This window comes from Proluteimonas luteida (assembly GCF_021191695.1).
Classification (GTDB): domain Bacteria; phylum Pseudomonadota; class Gammaproteobacteria; order Xanthomonadales; family Xanthomonadaceae; genus Luteimonas; species Luteimonas luteida.
The window spans coordinates 104,253-120,907 of sequence record NZ_JAIWPT010000013.1; the positions used below are offsets into that span (position 1 = coordinate 104,253).

At 70.8% G+C, this 16,655-nt stretch carries 15 protein-coding genes; 9 read left to right on the forward strand and 6 right to left on the reverse strand.

The window, feature by feature from the left end; genetic code table 11:
- Positions 1–168 precede the first annotated feature (168 nt).
- Positions 169–984 carry an ABC transporter permease gene (locus tag LDO26_RS12695; RefSeq protein WP_232131463.1) on the reverse strand — a complete coding sequence of 272 codons (816 nt, stop codon included), beginning with the start codon at positions 982–984 and terminating at the stop codon, positions 169–171.
- On the reverse strand, positions 981–1,967 hold the full coding sequence (locus LDO26_RS12700; RefSeq protein WP_232131464.1) for an ABC transporter ATP-binding protein: 987 nt from the start codon (positions 1,965–1,967) through the stop codon (positions 981–983). The genes LDO26_RS12695 and LDO26_RS12700 overlap by 4 nt, the downstream gene beginning before the upstream one ends.
- A 185-nt stretch (positions 1,968–2,152) precedes the next feature.
- On the opposite strand from LDO26_RS12700, the gene LDO26_RS12705 reads away from it, so the two are divergent.
- The 7 genes from LDO26_RS12705 (at position 2,153) to LDO26_RS12735 (ending at position 8,548) form a co-directional block, all read left to right on the forward strand.
- Positions 2,153–2,863 carry a ferredoxin--NADP reductase gene (locus LDO26_RS12705; RefSeq protein ID WP_232131488.1) on the forward strand — a complete coding sequence of 237 codons (711 nt, stop codon included), beginning with the start codon at positions 2,153–2,155 and terminating at the stop codon, positions 2,861–2,863.
- A 104-nt stretch (positions 2,864–2,967) separates the two neighbouring features.
- Positions 2,968–4,200, forward strand: coding sequence for a hypothetical protein (locus LDO26_RS12710; protein WP_232131465.1), 1,233 nt, complete (start codon positions 2,968–2,970; stop codon positions 4,198–4,200).
- A 116-nt stretch (positions 4,201–4,316) separates the two neighbouring features.
- On the forward strand, positions 4,317–4,709 hold the full coding sequence (locus tag LDO26_RS12715) for a hypothetical protein (protein ID WP_232131466.1): 393 nt from the start codon (positions 4,317–4,319) through the stop codon (positions 4,707–4,709).
- Positions 4,710–4,716: 7 nt separating this feature from the next.
- Entirely contained in the window at positions 4,717–4,917 is a 201-nt protein-coding gene (locus tag LDO26_RS12720) for a helix-turn-helix transcriptional regulator (protein WP_232131467.1), read from the forward strand.
- A gap of 25 nt (positions 4,918–4,942) precedes the next feature.
- Positions 4,943–6,466 carry an alpha/beta fold hydrolase gene (locus tag LDO26_RS12725; protein WP_232131468.1) on the forward strand — a complete coding sequence of 508 codons (1,524 nt, stop codon included), beginning with the start codon at positions 4,943–4,945 and terminating at the stop codon, positions 6,464–6,466.
- 139 nt (positions 6,467–6,605) lie between these two features.
- A complete protein-coding gene (locus LDO26_RS12730) occupies positions 6,606–7,352 on the forward strand; it encodes an ABC transporter ATP-binding protein (protein ID WP_232131469.1) in 747 nt (248 codons plus the stop codon).
- Positions 7,349–8,548 carry an ABC transporter permease gene (locus LDO26_RS12735; RefSeq protein WP_232131470.1) on the forward strand — a complete coding sequence of 400 codons (1,200 nt, stop codon included), beginning with the start codon at positions 7,349–7,351 and terminating at the stop codon, positions 8,546–8,548. Before LDO26_RS12730 ends, LDO26_RS12735 begins: the two co-directional genes overlap by 4 nt.
- Before the next feature lie 428 nt (positions 8,549–8,976).
- Here the strand turns inward: LDO26_RS12735 and LDO26_RS12740 are convergent, their stop codons facing one another.
- Positions 8,977–10,029: an energy transducer TonB gene (locus LDO26_RS12740; protein ID WP_232131471.1), complete on the reverse strand. Its 1,053-nt coding sequence runs from the start codon at positions 10,027–10,029 to the stop codon at positions 8,977–8,979.
- Positions 10,030–10,307: 278 nt separating this feature from the next.
- Between LDO26_RS12740 and LDO26_RS12745 the strand changes: the two genes are divergently transcribed.
- Both LDO26_RS12745 and LDO26_RS12750 read left to right on the forward strand, forming a co-directional pair.
- On the forward strand, positions 10,308–12,206 hold the full coding sequence (locus LDO26_RS12745; RefSeq protein WP_232131472.1) for an ATP-binding response regulator: 1,899 nt from the start codon (positions 10,308–10,310) through the stop codon (positions 12,204–12,206).
- Entirely contained in the window at positions 12,203–13,828 is a 1,626-nt protein-coding gene (locus LDO26_RS12750) for a methyltransferase regulatory domain-containing protein (RefSeq protein WP_232131473.1), read from the forward strand. The genes LDO26_RS12745 and LDO26_RS12750 overlap by 4 nt, the downstream gene beginning before the upstream one ends.
- 216 nt (positions 13,829–14,044) lie before the next feature.
- On the opposite strand, the gene tssE is transcribed toward LDO26_RS12750, so the two are convergent.
- From tssE to tssC, 3 genes are all read right to left on the reverse strand, one after another.
- On the reverse strand, positions 14,045–14,494 hold the full coding sequence (gene tssE / locus LDO26_RS12755) for a type VI secretion system baseplate subunit TssE (protein ID WP_232131474.1): 450 nt from the start codon (positions 14,492–14,494) through the stop codon (positions 14,045–14,047).
- A gap of 124 nt (positions 14,495–14,618) precedes the next feature.
- Entirely contained in the window at positions 14,619–15,104 is a 486-nt protein-coding gene (locus LDO26_RS12760) for an Hcp family type VI secretion system effector (RefSeq protein WP_232131475.1), read from the reverse strand.
- Between the two features lie 40 nt (positions 15,105–15,144).
- The gene (gene tssC / locus LDO26_RS12765; RefSeq protein WP_232131476.1) at positions 15,145–16,629 is read right to left on the reverse strand and encodes a type VI secretion system contractile sheath large subunit; all 1,485 of its coding nucleotides are present in this window, start codon (positions 16,627–16,629) and stop codon (positions 15,145–15,147) included.
- Positions 16,630–16,655 lie beyond the last annotated feature (26 nt).

Below are 16,655 nucleotides of genomic sequence, written 5' to 3' on the forward strand. Positions count from 1 at the left end.
CATCGCCACCACACACCCGACCACAAGCACACGCAGGCGCATCGCCCGGATCTCCATGATTCAAGGAGACGCGATTCTAACCAGCGCTTGCCGTGCTGCGGATTGCAGCCTGGGCCGCCGGAGCAGAAATGCGACGCGGTACGCGCAAGCGCACGAACGTGTGTGCCTTCAGCTGCGCAACCCGACCCCGCGCTTGAGCAGCCACAGCGCCAGCGCGGCCAGCGCGACGACGAAACCGAGCATCAGCGCGTAGGACACGCCCAGCGGCACGTCGCTGACGCCGAGCAGGCCGTAGCGGAACGCGTTGACCATGTAGAAGATCGGGTTGGCATGGGTCGCGGTCTCGGCCCAGGCGGGCAGCAGCGAGACCGAATAGAACACGCCGCCCAGGTAGGTCAGCGGGGTCAGGATGAAGATCGGCACGATGGCGACGTCGTCGAACTTCTTCGCGTAGACCGCGTTGACGAAGCCGGCCAGGGCGAAGATCGTCGCGCCGAGCAGCACCGTGCTCAGGGTCACCAGCGGATGCGGGATGCGCACGGTGGTGAACAGCATGGCGATGCCGAGCACGATGACGCCGACCGCGAGGCCGCGCGCGACCGCGCCGGTCACGTAGCCGCCGAGGATCACCCAGTTCGGCATCGGGCTGACCAGCAGTTCCTCGACGTGGCGGCCGAACTTGGCGCCGAAGAAACTCGAGGAGATGTTGCCGTAGCTGTTCTGGATCACGCTCATCATCACCAGGCCCGGGACGATGAAGTCCATGTAGCGGATACCGTCCATCTCGCCGACGCGCGCGCCGATCAGGCCGCCGAAGATCAGGAAGTACAGGGTCATCGTGATCGCCGGCGGCACCAGGGTCTGACCCCAGATGCGGACGATGCGGACGATCTCGCGGCGGGCGATGGTCCCCAGCGCGACCCAGTGGCGCCGGGTGGCGCCCTGCGCCGAGGCGACGTCGGTGCGGGTGGCCGGCGCGGTCATGCCGCCTTCCCCTGGCGCACGCCCGCCGGCGACAGGCCGGCGTTCGGGCCGGTCATGCGCACGAACAGCTCCTCCAGGCGGTTGGACCGGGTGCGCATCGAGCGCACGCGGATGCCGGCCGAATCGAGCGTGGCGAACACGCGGTTGAGATCCATCGCGCGCGGCATGTCGAGCTCCAGCGTGTGGTCGTCGGTGGCGACCAGCGTGGCGCCCTCGATCGGCGGCAGCGTGGCCGGCAGGGTGCCATCGATGTCGAAGACGAATCCCTCGACGTCGAGCCGGGACAGCAGCAGCCGCATCGGGCCCTGCTCGACGATGACGCCGTGGTCGATGATCGCCAGGTTGCGGCACAGGCTCTCGGCTTCCTCCAGGTAGTGCGTGGTGAGGATGATCGTGGTGCCGGCGGCGTTGATCTCCCGCAGCGTGTGCCACATGCCGCGGCGGATCTCGATGTCGACGCCGGCGGTCGGCTCGTCGAGGATCAGCAGTCGCGGCCGGGTCATCATCGCGCGGGCGATCATCAGGCGCCGCTTCATGCCGCCCGACAGCGTGCGGCTCATGACGTGGGCCTTGTCCCACAGCTGGGCGCTGCGCAGTTCCTGCTCGGCGCGCACGATCGCCTCGGCGCGCGGGATACCGTAGAAGCCGGCGTAGTTGACCAGGATGTCGAAGGGCTTCTCGAACAGGTTGAAGTTGATCTCCTGCGGCACCAGGCCGAGCAGGCGCATGGCCTCGTCGCGGCGGCTGCCGATGTCCACGCCGAACACCGCCACGTCGCCGGAGGTCTTGTTGACCAGCGAGGAGACGATGCCGATCAGCGTGCTCTTGCCGGCGCCGTTGGGGCCCAGCAGCGCGAAGAAATCGCCGGGCGCGACGTCGAGCGAGATGCCCTTCAGCGCCTCGACGCCACCGGGGTAGGTCTTGCGCAGGTCGCGCACCGACAAAGCCGGCACGGCGGCCGGCACAGGGTTGGGTTGCGTCATGGTCCAGTGTCTGTGCCGCGGGCGACGCGGTGATGACGGTAGTATAGGCGCCCGCCCGCGCCAGGCCCCGCGACGCAGTGTTGCGCGCGGCCGTCCGGGCGGCTGCCGCCCGTCCCCTCCCCCGCTTCGATCCGGTTGATTCCGTGGCCATCCAGCAGTTCCCGCTCAAGCTCACCGGCCGCCGCATGATCGCGCCGACCGTCGCCCACCTCTCGTTCGTCCGCGACGACGGGCAGCCGCTGGATTTCATCCCCGGCCAGTTCATCCAGGTGCATTTCCACTATGCCGACGGCACCGCGACCAAGCGCTCGTATTCGCTGGCGACGATCCACGACCGTGCGATCGGTCCGGGCGAGGCGGTCGAGATCGCGGTCAGCTACGTGCCCGGCGGCGCGGCGACGGCGCTGTTCGAAGGGCTCGACATCGGCGACCACGTGCAGGCCAGCGGCCCGTTCGGGCGCTTCTGCCTGATGCCGCAGGACAGCAACCGCCGCTACCTGCTGGTCGGCACCGGCACCGGCGTGACGCCGTACCGGGCGATGCTGCCGCTGCTGGAGAAGGCGATCGCCGAGCGCGGCGTCGAGGTGGTGCTGCTGTTCGGCGCGCGCACGCCGGCCGAACTGCTGTACGGCGACGATTTCCGCGCGTTCGCCGACCGCCATCCGCAGTTCCGCTTCGTGCCGTGCTTCTCGCGCGAGCTGCCGGCCGACCCGCATCCGGACGTCCGCCACGGCTACGTGCAGCAGTTCCTCGGCGAGTTCGCGCCGTCGCCCGACGACGACATCGCCTACCTGTGCGGCAATCCGGACATGGTCGACGCGACGTTCGAGGCGCTGAAGGCGGCCGGCCTGCCAGTGCCGCGGATCCGCCGGGAAAAATATGTCAGCAGCAAATAGGGCCTGCCGTCCATTGCCGGCCCGGCGCAACGCGCGATGCGCCAGCGCCGCGTGCACGGTGCCTGCGCACCGCGGCAAGTCCATCGACGCCAGGTAGCGCCCACATGCCGGACCCCGCTGCCGCCGAGGCGAACCCCGCTGTTTCCCGGTCCGGGGATCGCGACCCGTCGGCGGCGGCGCTGTTCCCGCCGCCGGCCGGAGCCGGGGCGCCCGCGGCAACGCCGTGGTGGCGGCGCCTGCTCGGGCTGGCCGGCTGGATGCTCGGCGGCGGCGTGGCCGGCTTCGGTATCGCGGCATTCGGCAGCAGCATCCTCGACGGCCTGCCGCGCGGCGGCGGCCTGGCGCTGCTGGCCGGCTTCCTCGTCGGGCTGTGGCCGCACATCGTCATCCATGAAGCGGGCCACGCGCTGGCCGGGCTGTCGCGCGGCATGCAGGCGGTCGCGTTCGGGGTCGGCCCGTTCCGCGCCGAGCGCGGCGGCGACGGACGTTGGCGCTGGCGCAATGGCGGCGGCATCCGCGGCATCGGCGGTTTCGCCGCGCTGCTGCCGCGCGGCGAGCGCGGCCTGTCGACGACCGACCAGGTCGTGTTCGTGCTCGGTGGTCCTCTTGCCAACCTGCTGACCGCGGCCGCCTGCATCGGCGTGGCCCGGTTGCTGGCCGGCACCCCGCTGCTCGCGCTCGCGCTGCTCGGCGTGGCGATGGGTGCGCTGCTGCTGGGTCTCGCCAACCTGCTGCCGTTCCGGACCCACGGCTGGCGTTCCGACGGCCGCGGCCTGCTCGACCTGCTGCGCGGTGCGCCCGACGCGGCGCTGCAACTGCGGGTCAACCAGCTGATGGCGATGTCGATGGCCGGCGTGCGTCCGCGCGACTGGCCCGATGCGCTGCTGCCGGCCGTCGACGATGCCGACCGCAGCCCGCTGCTGGCGCTGGTGGCGCGACTGCTGCGGCTGTCGGTGGCGGTCGACCGGCGTGACGCCGCGCCCGCGCGGGCGCTGGCCGGGGCGCTGGCCGCGACGTTCGCCCGGGCACCGGACGTGTACCGGCCCTCGGTGGCGATCGCGCTGGCCGGATACGCCGCGCTGCTGCCACGCGACCGCGCGCTGCTGGCCGCATGGCGGGCACATTGCGACGGCGGCCTGCTCGACCTGTCGCCGTACCGCGCCTGGCTCGACGGCGAACTGGCGCTGCTCGATGGCGACCCGGCAGCCGCCCTCGGGCGTTTGGCCGACGCCCGGGCCCTGCAGGACCGCATACCCGACGCGGCCAGCCTGCTGTTGTTCCGGGAGTACCTCGACCAGCTGGATTCGCGGATCGGCGGCGACGCGGGAGCGGCTTGACGCGACCCGGGTCCGCGGTTCCAGCGCAGCACGGTTGACCCGCTGTCAAGCACGCTTGACATCTCAATGGCGTCAAGCGATGCTCCGTGTCAAGCATCCTTGACACATGGCCGGCCATGCAGCGCGTCCACCGCCGTTACCTCCGCGAGTTCCTGCCGGCGATGCTCGGCTACGTGCTGGTGCTGTTCGCGGCCACGCTGGCGCTGCGCCATGTTGAACACGCCGCGCTGCGGATCCTGCTGGCGCTGGCGCCGGTGGTGCCGATCGGCTTCGCCGCGCGGGCCATGCTGCGCTTCGTCCGCGATGTCGACGAGCTGCAGCGCAAGATCGAGCTCGAGGCGCTGGCGCTGGCGGCGCTGGTGCTGACCGCCGGTAGTTTCGCCCTGGGCCTGCTGGTCAGCGCGCGGGTGCTGTCCGTCTCCGGCCAGGTGGTGCTGATCTGGATCCTGCCCGGCTACATGCTGCTGTACGGCGTCTTCAAATGCGTCTCGGCGCGGCGCTACCGGTGAGCGCGCGATGAAAAGCCGGGTCCGCGACCTGCGCGAGGCGCGCGGCTGGTCACAAGCGCAGCTGGGGGAGCGTCTGGACGTGTCGAGACAGACGATCAACGCGATCGAGACCGGCAAGTACGACCCCAGCCTGCCGCTGGCGTTCCGGATCGCACGCGAGTTCGGCGAGCCCATCGAGTCCATTTTCCTGTTCGAGGACGTGACGTGAAGAGATCTGCCATGAGAGACCTGCCATGAAGAAGCTGACGCCCCTGCTGCTGGCGTTGACCGTGACTGCGCTGGTCGCGGGCTGCGCGGACGGCGCCGCCGCGCCGGAGGACAGCGGGCCCGCGCGCGCCACGCGCCAGTTCGGCGACATCGCCTTCCACGGCTGCACGCTCGACGGCGGCAACGCATCCATGCGCGTCGAGGCGCAGTGCGCGACCTTCGACGTGCCCGAGGATCCCGACGCGCCCGACGGCCGCAGCATCGGCCTCAACCTCGCGTGGCTGCCGGCCGACGGCGACGGCGGCACCGGCGACCCGGTATTCTTCCTCGCCGGCGGGCCCGGCCAGGCCGCGACCGAACTGGCTGCGCACATCAACTTCGCGCTGCGCGAGGTCCGGCGCCAGCGCGACATCGTGCTGGTCGACCAGCGCGGCACCGGACAATCGAACCCGCTCGACTGCGTCGACGCCGACGGCGCGCCGCTCGAGATCGATGCGCTCAGCGCGCCGACCGACGCGCAGCTCGATGCCTTCGTCGGCCGGTGCCTGGCCGGCCTCGCGGGCCGCGCCGATCCGCGCTTCTACACCACCGGCAATGCGATCCGCGACCTGGACGCGGTGCGGGCCGCGCTCGGCGCCGACCGGGTGAACCTGGTCGGCGGCTCCTACGGCACCCGCGTCGCCCAGCAGTACGCCGCCGCGTATCCGCAGCACGTACGCAGCCTGGTGCTCGACGGCGTGGCGCCGAACGACCTGGTCGTCGGCGGCGAGTTCGCGCACACCTTCGAGGACGCGCTGACGCTGCAGTCGACCCAGTGCAGCGCCGACGCCGCGTGCCGGCGGCGCTTCCCCGACGACCTGCACACCCAGCTGCGCGGGGTGATGGCGACACTGCAGGCCGCGCCGGTCGAGGTCGCCTACCGCGACCCGGGCAGCGGCGAGCAGCGCGACGGCACGGTGACGCCGGATACCGTCACCGGACTCGCGTTCCTGTTCTCGTACGCGCCGCAGACCGCGTCGCTGCTGCCGCTGATGCTCGACGAGGCCAGCCACGGCCGCTACGGGCCACTGCTGTCGCTGTCGCAGCTGATGAACAGCAGCGTCGGTGGGCAGATGAACCGCGGCATGCAGTGGTCGGTGATCTGCGCCGAGGACGCCGGCCGCTACAGGGAGGATGCCAGGGCCGCCGACACGATCCTCGGCCCCGGCGTGGCCCGGATGTTCTTCGGCGCCTGCCGCACCTGGCCGGCCGGCGCGCCGCCGGCGGACCACACCGCGCCGCTGCGCTCCGACGCACCGGCGCTGCTGCTGTCTGGCGAACTGGACCCAGTGACGCCGCCGGGCTATGCCGAGCGCGTGCTCGCGCAGCTGCCCAACGGCCGCCACCTCGTGCTCAAGGGCCAGGGCCACGGCACGCTGGCACTGGGCTGCATGCCCAAGCTGCTGGCGCAGTTCATCGAATCCACCGACGCCGCGGCGCTCGATGCGAGCTGCCTCGACGCGATGCGGCCGGTGCCGCCGTTCACCAGTTTCAACGGGTGGGAGCCGTGAAGAGCCGTGATGGGTGATTCGTGATGGGTGATTCGAAACGGCAAAAGCGCGACGCCGTTTCCGTCAGCCATCGCGATCGCCGTTGCGACCCTCCGCTTCTTCCAATCACCAATCACGAATCACGAATCACGGACTTTCGATGATCACCGCCCAGCAACTGCACAAGACCTTCAAGACCAGGACCGGCCCGGTCGCTGCGGTCGACGGTGTCGACTTCGTCGCCGGGGACGGCCGCATCACCGGGCTGCTCGGCCCCAACGGCGCCGGCAAGACCACGACGCTGCGCATGCTCTACACGCTGATGCGGCCCGACAGCGGCAGCGTCGTCGTCGACGGCATCGACGCGGCGCAGGACCCGGCCGCGGTACGCCGCGTGCTCGGCGTGCTGCCCGATGCGCGCGGCGTCTACAAGCGCCTGACCGCGCGCGAGAACATCCGCTACTTCGGCGAGCTGCACGGGATGTCGAAGGCGGAGATCGACGCGCGCATCCGGGTGCTGTCGGCGCAGCTGGACATGGACGACATCCTCGACCGCCAGACCGACGGTTTCAGCCAGGGCCAGCGCACCAAGACCGCGATCGCGCGCGCGCTGGTGCACGACCCGCGCAACGTGATCCTCGACGAACCCACCAACGGCCTGGACGTGATGACCACGCGCGCGATGCGCGAATTCCTGTTCAAGCTGCGCGACGACGGCCGCTGCGTGATCTTCTCCAGCCACATCATGCAGGAGGTCGCCGCGCTGTGCGACCGCATCGTCATCATCGCCAAGGGCCGCGTTGTCGCCGCCGGCACCGCCGACGAACTGCGCGAGCGCTTCGCCACGCAGAACCTGGAGGACGCCTTCGTCAGCGCGATCGGTTCCGAGGAGGGCCTGCTGGCATGAGCGCGCATCGCGGAACGTCGAACCTGAAAGCCCTGTGGTGCGTGATGCGCAAGGAGCTGCTGGACATCCGTCGCGACCGGCGCACGCTGTTCATGGCGCTGTTCCTCGGCCCGCTGCTGTACCCGCTGATGATGTTCGGCATGAACTTCATGGCCGAGAAGCGCATGAAGACCGAGCAGGACAAGATCCTCGAGGTGCCGGTGCTCGGCGCCGAACGCGCGCCGAACCTGGTCGCGCACCTGGCGACGCTGGGCATCCGCGCGGTCGATCCGCCGGACGACCTGGACGCGGCGATCGCCAGCCAGCAGGTCGATGTCGCGATCGCCATCGACGCGGACTTTGCCGAGGACTGGCATGCGGGCCGGCCGGCGACGGTCGAGCTGCTCAGCGACAGCACGCGGCGCAGTTCGGAGGTGCCCAGGGCACGGGTGCGCGCGGCGATCGGCGCCTACGGCGACCAGGTCGGCACGCTGCGCCTGCTCGCGCGCGGCATCGACCCCTCGGTGGTGCGGCCGATCGGCATCGGCAGCCGCGACCTGGCGACCGAGGAAGCCAAGCGCGGCGTGATCCTCGCGCTGCTGCTGCCCTACCTGCTGATCCTGTCGAGTTTCATCGGCGGCTCCTACCTGATCCTCGACGCGACCGCCGGCGAGCGCGAGCGCCAGTCGCTGGAACCGCTGCTGGCCACGCCCGCGACGCGCGGCGCGATCGTCAGCGGCAAGATCGCCGCGGCCTGCGTGATCGGCGTGCTGTCGCTGCTGCTGACGATGCTGGCCTTCAAGCTCAGCGCGCAGACGGGCACCGGCGCGGCACGGATGCTCGACGTCAGCTTCCCGGCGATCGGCAGGATGCTGCTGGTGCTGCTGCCGATGCTGCTGGTCGGCACCTCGCTGCTGACCTTGCTGGCCGCGACAGCCAAGAGCATGAAGGAAGCGCAGAGCCACATGGTCTGGCTGATGCTGCTGCCGATGGTCCCGAGCTTCGTGCTGATGATCAATCCGATCAAGACCGAGGCCTGGCAGTTCGCGGTGCCGTTCCTGGCGCAGAACCAGCTGCTGCTGAAGATCATCCGCGCCGAGCCGATCCCGATGCAGGTCTGGGGCATCTATCTCGCCGCCAGCCTGACGCTCGCCGGCCTGCTGTGGTTCGCCGCGGTGCACCGCTACCGGCAGGAGAAGCTGGCGGTCTCGGGCTGATCCGCCCGCGTCGGGCTGACGGAACCGGCGGCGCGCCCGACGCCTCCGGGCCGACATCGCCGGCCATCGCATCCGCCATCCCGCGCGTCGGGGCGTGGCCCCGACCTACGCGAAGCATCACCCGGCGCGGCCCGGCCGGATGCGACCGTAGGTCGGCCCGACGCGGCCGACGCGCGGAACACCGGACGGGCCATGAAAAAGGTTCTTCTCCGATTCCCGGGATTCACCTGTCGTAGGTCGGGGCAACGCCCCCGACGCGGGACGCCCGGTCATCGGCGGATCCCCCGGCATCTCGCAAACCCGGACACCACGCGTGTCGGCCGCGTGGGGCCGACCTACGCAAGGCGCGCGTCTTTCCCGGACTTGGACGATGAACCACGAAAAAGCCCGGCATTCGCCGGGCTTTTCCGTCCACGCCACCGGGCAACTCAGTTATTGCCGGGCGAGAACCCGATCGTGCGGCGCGTGGTGACCGGCGCGGCGACCGGCTCGAAACGCCAGCGGCGCACCGCAGCCAATGCCTCGCGATCGAAGGTGCGCGGCGGGTCGGCGCGGACCACGCGGGCGTTGGTCACCGAACCGTCGACGCCGACGGTGAACTCCACCTGCACCTCGCCGCTGGTGCCGGCGCGCAGCGCATCGGCCGGATAACGCGGCGCCGGCGTGCTGATCGGCTGCAGCTGGGCCGGGGTCGGCGCGGCGGGGGGCGGCGGCGCCTGCGCGGCCTGGCGCTGACGCTCGGCCTCCAGGCGCGCGGCCTCCTCGCGCTCGGCGGCCTGGCGGCGCGCCGCTTCCTCGCGTTCGGCCTGCTGGCGGGCGGCCTCCTGCGCGGCCCGTTCCTGTTCCGCCTGCAGGGCCTGCGCGGCGGCGGCCTGCGCGGCCTGCTGCTGTTGCACGCGCTCGGCCTGCAGCTGCTGCTGGCGCTGCGCTTCCTGCTCCGCGGTGAGCAGCTGCTGCGCGGCGCGGCGCGCCGCCTGTTCCTCGGCCTCGGCGATGCTGGTGCGCAGCCGGTCCAGCGCGGGATGCGCGGGGTCGGCACGCTCGATCAGGCCCAGCAGCCGGCGGGCTTCGGCGAAGTCCTGGCGGTCGCGGCTCTGTTCGGTGGCGATGACGGTCACCGGCAGCAGGTCGATCAGCGCGCTGGACGCCGCCGCATCCCCCGCCTGCTTCTCGCGCAGCGCCAGGTAGTACTCCATCGCGCTCTCGCCGGCCGGCGAGTACAGCCGGCTTTCCTGGTAGGCGCGGCCGGCCTCCTCGCGCAGCTGCTCTACCGACAGTGCGGCGATCGAGGCGTCGGCGGCCTCCTGCACTTTCGCCGCTTCCTCCGCGGCCTCGGCCTGGACCGCGGCGGGCGTGGTGGGCGCAGGCGAGGTGGCGGCCTCGTCGGACCTGCCGCAGGCGGCCATCGCCAGCGCCAGACCGGCGCCGGCAGCCAGGCGCAGCCAAGGCTGCCGCACCGGCGTCGAATTCGTTGAAGACATCATCTTTCCCCAAAGGATGTGTGCGGACACGAGCATACAGAACGCGATAGCGGCAACGGTTTGTCAACCGGCGATCGCGCGACAGGGTGGCATCGGGCGGCCCGATTCCGGAAATCCGCTCGGATTTATGTGACGCGTGACACATTTGATGCGCACCAGGCGGCGGAACCGTGCCGATCACCGGCGGCCCCTGTCCGTTGCGGGTGCGGTTTCTCGTTCCTGTGTGATGGACGCCGGTGTCGTGCCGGCGACGTGAAGGCGGGAGGATGGGGATCGCAATGCGGGACATCGGGATCCCCGGCCGGCGGGTGGCGGCCGGGCGCACGCCGCGGCCGGTCCCGGCGGACGACACGCTGGCCGGACGGTTGTGGCGCCTGGCGATGGCACCTGCCGCGGCGCTCGGTGCGGCCCTGGTGGTCGCGCTGCTCGGCCTGGCGACCTGGCAGGCGCAGCAGGTGTCGGCGCAGGCCGCCGACATGGCGATCCGCCAGGCCGCGCTCGCGGCCGCGTCGTCGCTGGCCCACGGCGACCGGGCCGGACTGCAGCGGCTGGCCGAGGCCTGGGTCGACGGCCGCATGCTGGCCTCGGTGGCGATCGACGATGCGGCGCGCCTGCCGGTCGCGAAGGCCGGCCCGATGCGCACCCGCGATCCGGTCGCGGTCGCGCTGCACGACGCCGCCGGCCGTCGCATCGGCACGCTGTACGCCCATGCCCACGGGGCCGGCATCGCCGCATCGCCATGGCAGCTGCCGGCCGCCGCGCTGCTGCTGCTCGCCGCCGGACTGGCGCTGGTCGCGCGCCATGCGCGGCGCAGCGCAGCGCGCGCCGCGCAGCCGATCGTCGAACTCGCCGATGCGGTGTCCCGCTTCGATGCGGCCAGGCCACTACCGGCGCTGCCGATCACCGGCACCGGCGAGGTACGCAAGCTGCAGCATGGCTTCAACGCGCACGCAGCGGCGCTGCTGAGCGCCAACCGCGACATGCGCCGGCAGGTCGAGGCGGCCACGCTCGAACTCGAACGCAAGAACGCCGCGCTGGAAACCGCGAACCAGGCCCGCACGCGCTTCCTCGCCGCGGCCAGCCACGACCTGCGCCAGCCGCTGTCGGCGTTGACGCTGTTCTCCTCCGCGCTGGTGCTGGGCGAGGACGATCCGGTGCGGTTGAGCCGCATCCGCCACATCCAGGAATGCGTGCACTCGCTCGACCACCTGTTCAACGCCCTGCTCGACCTGTCGCGGCTGGAGGCGGGCGCGATGCAGCCGGCGCCGGCCAGCTTCGCGCTCGACAGCGTGTTCGACGAGGCCAGCCGGACCTTCCGCATGGACGCCGAACAGCGTGGCCTGCGCCTGATCATGCGCAAGACCGACGCGCACGTGCACTGCGACCGGTTGATGCTGTCGCGGATCGTCAACAACCTGGTCTCCAACGCGATCCGCTACACCGGCGAAGGCGGCGTGCTGGTCGGCGCGCGCTGCCGCGGCGACCGGGTCCGCATCGATGTCTGGGACACCGGGCCGGGCATCGCGCCGGAGCTGCACGAGCGCGTGTTCGAGGAATTCTTCCAGTGCCACGACCGGCCGCCGTCGTCGGCCCAGCACCACAGCCACGGGCTCGGTCTCGGGCTGTCGACGGTGCGCCTGCTGTGCAACCTGCTGGCGATCCCGATCACGCTGCGTTCGCGCCCCGGCCGCGGCACGCTGTTCACGATCGAGGTCCCGGTCGCCGACGGGGTCTGCCGCGCCGCGCGGCGCGCGCTGCCCGAGCGACCGCTCGACGTGACCGGCCTGCGGGTGCTGGCGATCGACGACGAGCCGGCGATCCTCGAAGGCCTGGAGATCCTGCTGGACAGCTGGGGCTGCGACGTGCGCACCGCGTCCTGCGGCGAGGACGCGTTGCGGATCGCGCGCGACTGGGACCGGGCGCCGGACATCGTGGTCAGCGACCTGCAGCTGGGTGGCGGCCGCAACGGCCTGGAGGTCATCAACGCATTGCAGCACCACTACCGCGCGACGGGCGGCGGCGGCTTCGCCCGGCTGCTGATCACCGGCGAGACCAAGACCGAGCGGCTGCGCGAGATCAGCGCGGCGCGGATCCCGGTGCTGTACAAGCCGGTCACCCCCGAACAACTGCGCGAGGCGATGGTCGCCGCGCTCGCGCTCAAGCTCGTCGCCGCGTGAACGGCGCGCCCGTCGCTGTGCGCGCCAGGACCGACGCGCCCGCGCAGGCGGCCGACGGCGACGACGGGTTCGCCTACGACGTCGTCGACTACCCCGGCCACGTCCGCCCGCAGACCCATCCCGACCTGCTTGCGGCGATCGCCCGGCTGCACGGCATTGCCGCGGCGTCGCCGGCGCGCTGCCGCTATCTGGAAATCGGCTGCGGCGATGCCTCCAACCTGCTGCCGCTGGCCCAGGCCTGGCCCGGTTCGCAGTTCGTCGGCATCGACATGTCGGGCGTCGCGATCGCGCGTGGCGAACAGCTGCGCCGGCAGCTCGGCCTCGACAACCTGCACCTGCAGGTCGCCGACCTGACCACCTGGACACCGCCCGCGCCGGACTTCGACTACATCTGCGCGCACGGGTTCTACTCCTGGGTGCCCGACGCGGTCCGCGATGCGCTGCTGGCACTGTGCCGCGACCACCTGACCGGCAACGGCGTCGCCTACATCAGCTACAACACGCTGCCGGGCTGCCACATCCGGCGGATGTTCTGGCAGATGCTGCGCTTCCATACCCGCGACGTCGCCGACCCGCACATGAAGATCCGCCAGGCGGTCGCGCTGCTGCGCTTCCTCGAGCACGGCGTGCTCGGCGACGGCCCGTACGCGGCGACGGTCCGGCACGAGGTCGAGAGCCTGATCGCCGGCACCGACCCGGCGGTGCTGTTCCACGACGATCTGGCGCAGATCAACGAGCCGGTGTCGATCACCGACTTTGCCGCGCATGCGGCGCGCTTCGGCATGCGGTTCCTCGCCGAGGCCGACTACAGCGAGATGGCCGAGGACGTCGCGCCGGACGCGATCGCCGGCATGCTTGCCGAGATGGCGACGCGCGACGTGCTGCTGAAGGAGCAGTACCTCGACTTCCTGAAGGGCCGGCGCTTCCGCCAGACGCTGCTGTGCCGCGCGGTTCTGGCGCCGCACCTGCGCGCGGACCCGGCCGCGCTGGACGCGCTGCAGCTGTGTGGCGAGATCGACAGCGATCCGGACCCGATCGATCCAGCGCCCGGCGCGTGGACCCGCTTCAGCAATCGCGCCGGTTCGGCGTTGCGGGTCGATGCCCCGGTGCCGAAGGCGGCGCTGGCGATCATCGGCGAACGTCATCCGGCCTGCATCGGTTTCGACGCACTGCTGGCGGCGGCGCGCACGCGCGTTGCCGCGGGTACCGACGTGGACGACGACGCGGCCATGCTGCGCGAGACCCTGGTGGCGGCGCTGCGCTTCGGACTGGTGGAGGTGCGCTGCGACGCCGCCCGGTTCGCCGCGCAGCCGGACGCCCGCCCGAAGGCCAGTCCGCTGGCGCGGGCGCAACTGCAGCGGGGCGGCGACCTGGTGACTTCGCTGCGGCCGTCGACGGTCGCGCTGGAAGACCGGGTGCTGCGCGAACTGGTGCTGCTGCTGGACGGCAGTCGCGACCGCGGCATGCTGCTGGCGGACCTGGCCGACGCCATGGCCGCCAGCGGCGAGCCCCTGCCCGGCGACGCGCCAGGCGCCGATGCCGCGGCCTGGCGCAGGCACCTTGCCGACCATCTCGAACACAACCTGCGGATGGCGGCCAGGGTGGCGCTGCTGGTCGAGTGAAGTGCGTGGAATGCCTCCAGCGTCGGTCGGCCCACCCGGCCGACGTGCACGGCGCTCCGGATTCACGAGGTGCGGGGGATCCGTCCATTCCGCCTGGTCTGAAATCCTGGCGTCGGGGGCGTGGCCCCGACCTACGACCGCGACTCCCGGGACTCGGCCAGGAACCAGGACTTTCCAGCGGAGCACGCTCTACGCGATGCGACGCCCGCATGCGTTTCAGCTGACCGCGCACACCTGCGTGGCCAGCTGCAGCACCGCGTCGAAGCGTACCTTCTCGTGATCGGCGCCGAGATCGAGCACGGCGTCGACGCGGAAGCGCAGCGCGCGTTCGTGTTCGCGTGGGGGCTCGAGTGCGATGCGCACCCGGGTCAGGCGCTTCTCGTGCAGGTGGATCGCCTTCTCCAGCGCGCGCCGGACCCGGTCGCGGTCCTGTGGACCGAGCAGTCCCTGCGACGAGAAATCGGGGATGCCGTAGGTCAGCGACGATTCGCGGCATTCCGGAAAGGCCAGCGGCAGGACCCGGAAGCCCTCCGAGCGGGTGTTGAGCAGTTCCTCGAGATCGCGCGTCACCGCATCGCGCAGATCGTTGATCGAGCGGTAGTCCTGCGCATGGCGCGGCTCGTCGTCGCGTTCCGAGCTCAGGCGTTCGATCAGGCTGCGGCGCATGCCGGGATCCCCGCTTCAGGGCCATCGCACCGCCACGCGCCCGGGACCGAGGCCGGTTGCGGCAGACCCGCATGCCTTGCGCATGCGGGCTGCCGCGCCCCGATGACCGCCACCGGCAAGGCGTTCACGCCGCCTTGTTGGTCTTGAGGTTGTAGCTCTTGGACACCGAGCCCTGCGGCGTGCCGGCCGCGGCCTGCGGCTTGTAGTCCTGGGTGATCTTGGAGAAGTTGAAGCTGATCGACTCCATCGGCAGCGTGTTGCCGCCGCCGCCGCCGGTCTGGTAGCTGGAGATCATCAGGTCCTCGAAGGTGATGACCAGGTACTCGTGCTGGCCGCCACCGGCCTTGCGGCAGGTCAGCACCGCCTTCTTGATGTGGGCGCCCTGGGCACAGGCGTCCATCAGCATCGGCGATGCCTTGTTCATCAGCATCGTGAAGTTGAAGTCCTGCATCTGCACGCGGCCGGTGCCGCCACCGCCGCCCAGCGCCATCGAACCCGCGTTGGACTCGCCCCAGGACCACGACTGCACGTCGATCTCGTCCTTGTGCTTTTCGTCGGCGGACTCGCCCTTGATTCCGTCGATCATCAGAAACATGTCGGTGGTGGACATCTTGAATCTCCTGTTGGTGAAGTTGGATCAGCGCCCGCACTCAGCGGGCGGACTTGGGCAGCTCGGACACCAGGCGCAGCGACACGCTGAGCTCGTCGAGTTGGTAGTGCGGTCGCAGGAACGCGACGGATTTGTAGGCGCCGGGCTTGCCGGGGATCTCGGCCACCTCGATCCGGGCCTCGCGCAACGGCAGCTGCGACTTGCGCTCCTGCGAGGCGTTGTCGTCGAGCAGCACGTACTGCGCGATCCAGGTGTTGAGGAAGTTCTCGACGCTGGACTTGGAGGCGAAGCTGCCGACCTTGTCGCGCATCATCGACTTCAGGTAGTGGGCGATGCGCGAGACCGCGAAGATGTACTGCAGCTGCGAGGACAGGCGCGCATTGGCGTTGGCCGCGTCGGTGTTGTACTCCTTCTGCTTCTGCGCCGACTGGGTGGAGAAGAACGCCGCGTAGTCGGTGCCCTTGCAGTGCACCAGCGGCACCAGGCCCAGGTCGGCCAGCTCCTTCTCGCGGCGGTCGGTGATCGCGATCTCGGTCGGGCACTTGAGCGCGACCTCGCCGTCGTCAGTGCTGAAGGTATGCGTGGGCAGGCCCTCGACCAGGCCGCCGCCCTCGACGCCGCGGATCGCCGCGCACCAGCCGTACTTGGCGAAGGCATCGGTGACCCGTGCCCCCAGCGAATAGGCGGCGTTGGTCCACAGGTAGCGGTCGTGCTCCTTGCCGCTGACGTCCTCGGTGTAGTTGAACGCCTCCACCGGCGCGGTGTCCGGCCCGTACGGCAGGCGGCCGAGCACGCGCGGCATCGCCAGGCCGACGTAGCGCGAATCCTCGGACGCGCGGAACGACTTCCACTTGGCGTATTCGACGGTGTCGAAGATCTTGGCCAGGTCGCGCGGGCCCGACAGCTCGGTGAAGTCGTCGAAACCCAGCAGCTCGGCCGACGCCGCCGACAGGAACGGCGCGTGCGCCGCGGCCGCCACGTGCGAGATCTCCTCGAGCAGGTAGATGTCCTCGGGATGGCGGGTGAACTCGTAGTCGCCGATCAGGGTCGCGAACGGGGCGCCGCCGAAGGTGCCGTACTCTTCCTCGTAGATCTTCTTGAACAGGTTGGACTGGTCGAAGTCGGACGCGTTCCTGAAATCCTTGACCAGGTCCTTCTTGGTGCAGTTGAACACCTTGATCTTCAGCGTGGTGCTGGTCTCGGTGTTGTCGACCAGGTACTTGAGCCCGCGCCAGGAACCCTCCAGCTTCTGGAACTCCGGCGTGTGCATCACCGCCGACAGCTGGTCGGAGATCAGCCGGTCGATGTCGGCGATGCGCGCGTCGAGCGATGCGATGGCGTCGTTCGAGATCACGATGGTCCCGTCCATGACCTGGCCGACGAGTTCGCCGATCAGGTCGCGGGCGCGGTCGCGCTCGCTGTCCGAGCGCGCGATCCGGCTCTTGGAGATGATCTGGTCGAGCAGGCCGCTCTCGGCGGCTTCGGCGGCCGCGGCAGGCGCGGTCTGGGTCTGTGTTTCAGCCATGTCGGTGTCCCCGGGTGGTTGCGTGC

Bases quoted from the DNA above. Each gene is read 5' to 3' on its own strand.
- LDO26_RS12695 (WP_232131463.1), bottom strand. From the start codon at position 984: ATGACCGCGCCGGCCACCCGCACCGACGTCGCCTCGGCGCAGGGCGCC.
- LDO26_RS12700 (WP_232131464.1), bottom strand. From the start codon at position 1,967: ATGACGCAACCCAACCCTGTGCCGGCCGCCGTGCCGGCTTTGTCGGTG.
- LDO26_RS12705 (WP_232131488.1), top strand. From the start codon at position 2,153: ATGATCGCGCCGACCGTCGCCCACCTCTCGTTCGTCCGCGACGACGGG.
- LDO26_RS12710 (WP_232131465.1), top strand. From the start codon at position 2,968: ATGCCGGACCCCGCTGCCGCCGAGGCGAACCCCGCTGTTTCCCGGTCC.
- LDO26_RS12715 (WP_232131466.1), top strand. From the start codon at position 4,317: ATGCAGCGCGTCCACCGCCGTTACCTCCGCGAGTTCCTGCCGGCGATG.
- LDO26_RS12720 (WP_232131467.1), top strand. From the start codon at position 4,717: ATGAAAAGCCGGGTCCGCGACCTGCGCGAGGCGCGCGGCTGGTCACAA.
- LDO26_RS12725 (WP_232131468.1), top strand. From the start codon at position 4,943: ATGAAGAAGCTGACGCCCCTGCTGCTGGCGTTGACCGTGACTGCGCTG.
- LDO26_RS12730 (WP_232131469.1), top strand. From the start codon at position 6,606: ATGATCACCGCCCAGCAACTGCACAAGACCTTCAAGACCAGGACCGGC.
- LDO26_RS12735 (WP_232131470.1), top strand. From the start codon at position 7,349: ATGAGCGCGCATCGCGGAACGTCGAACCTGAAAGCCCTGTGGTGCGTG.
- LDO26_RS12740 (WP_232131471.1), bottom strand. From the start codon at position 10,029: ATGTCTTCAACGAATTCGACGCCGGTGCGGCAGCCTTGGCTGCGCCTG.
- LDO26_RS12745 (WP_232131472.1), top strand. From the start codon at position 10,308: ATGCGGGACATCGGGATCCCCGGCCGGCGGGTGGCGGCCGGGCGCACG.
- tssE (WP_232131474.1), bottom strand. From the start codon at position 14,494: ATGCGCCGCAGCCTGATCGAACGCCTGAGCTCGGAACGCGACGACGAG.
- LDO26_RS12760 (WP_232131475.1), bottom strand. From the start codon at position 15,104: ATGTCCACCACCGACATGTTTCTGATGATCGACGGAATCAAGGGCGAG.
- tssC (WP_232131476.1), bottom strand. From the start codon at position 16,629: ATGGCTGAAACACAGACCCAGACCGCGCCTGCCGCGGCCGCCGAAGCC.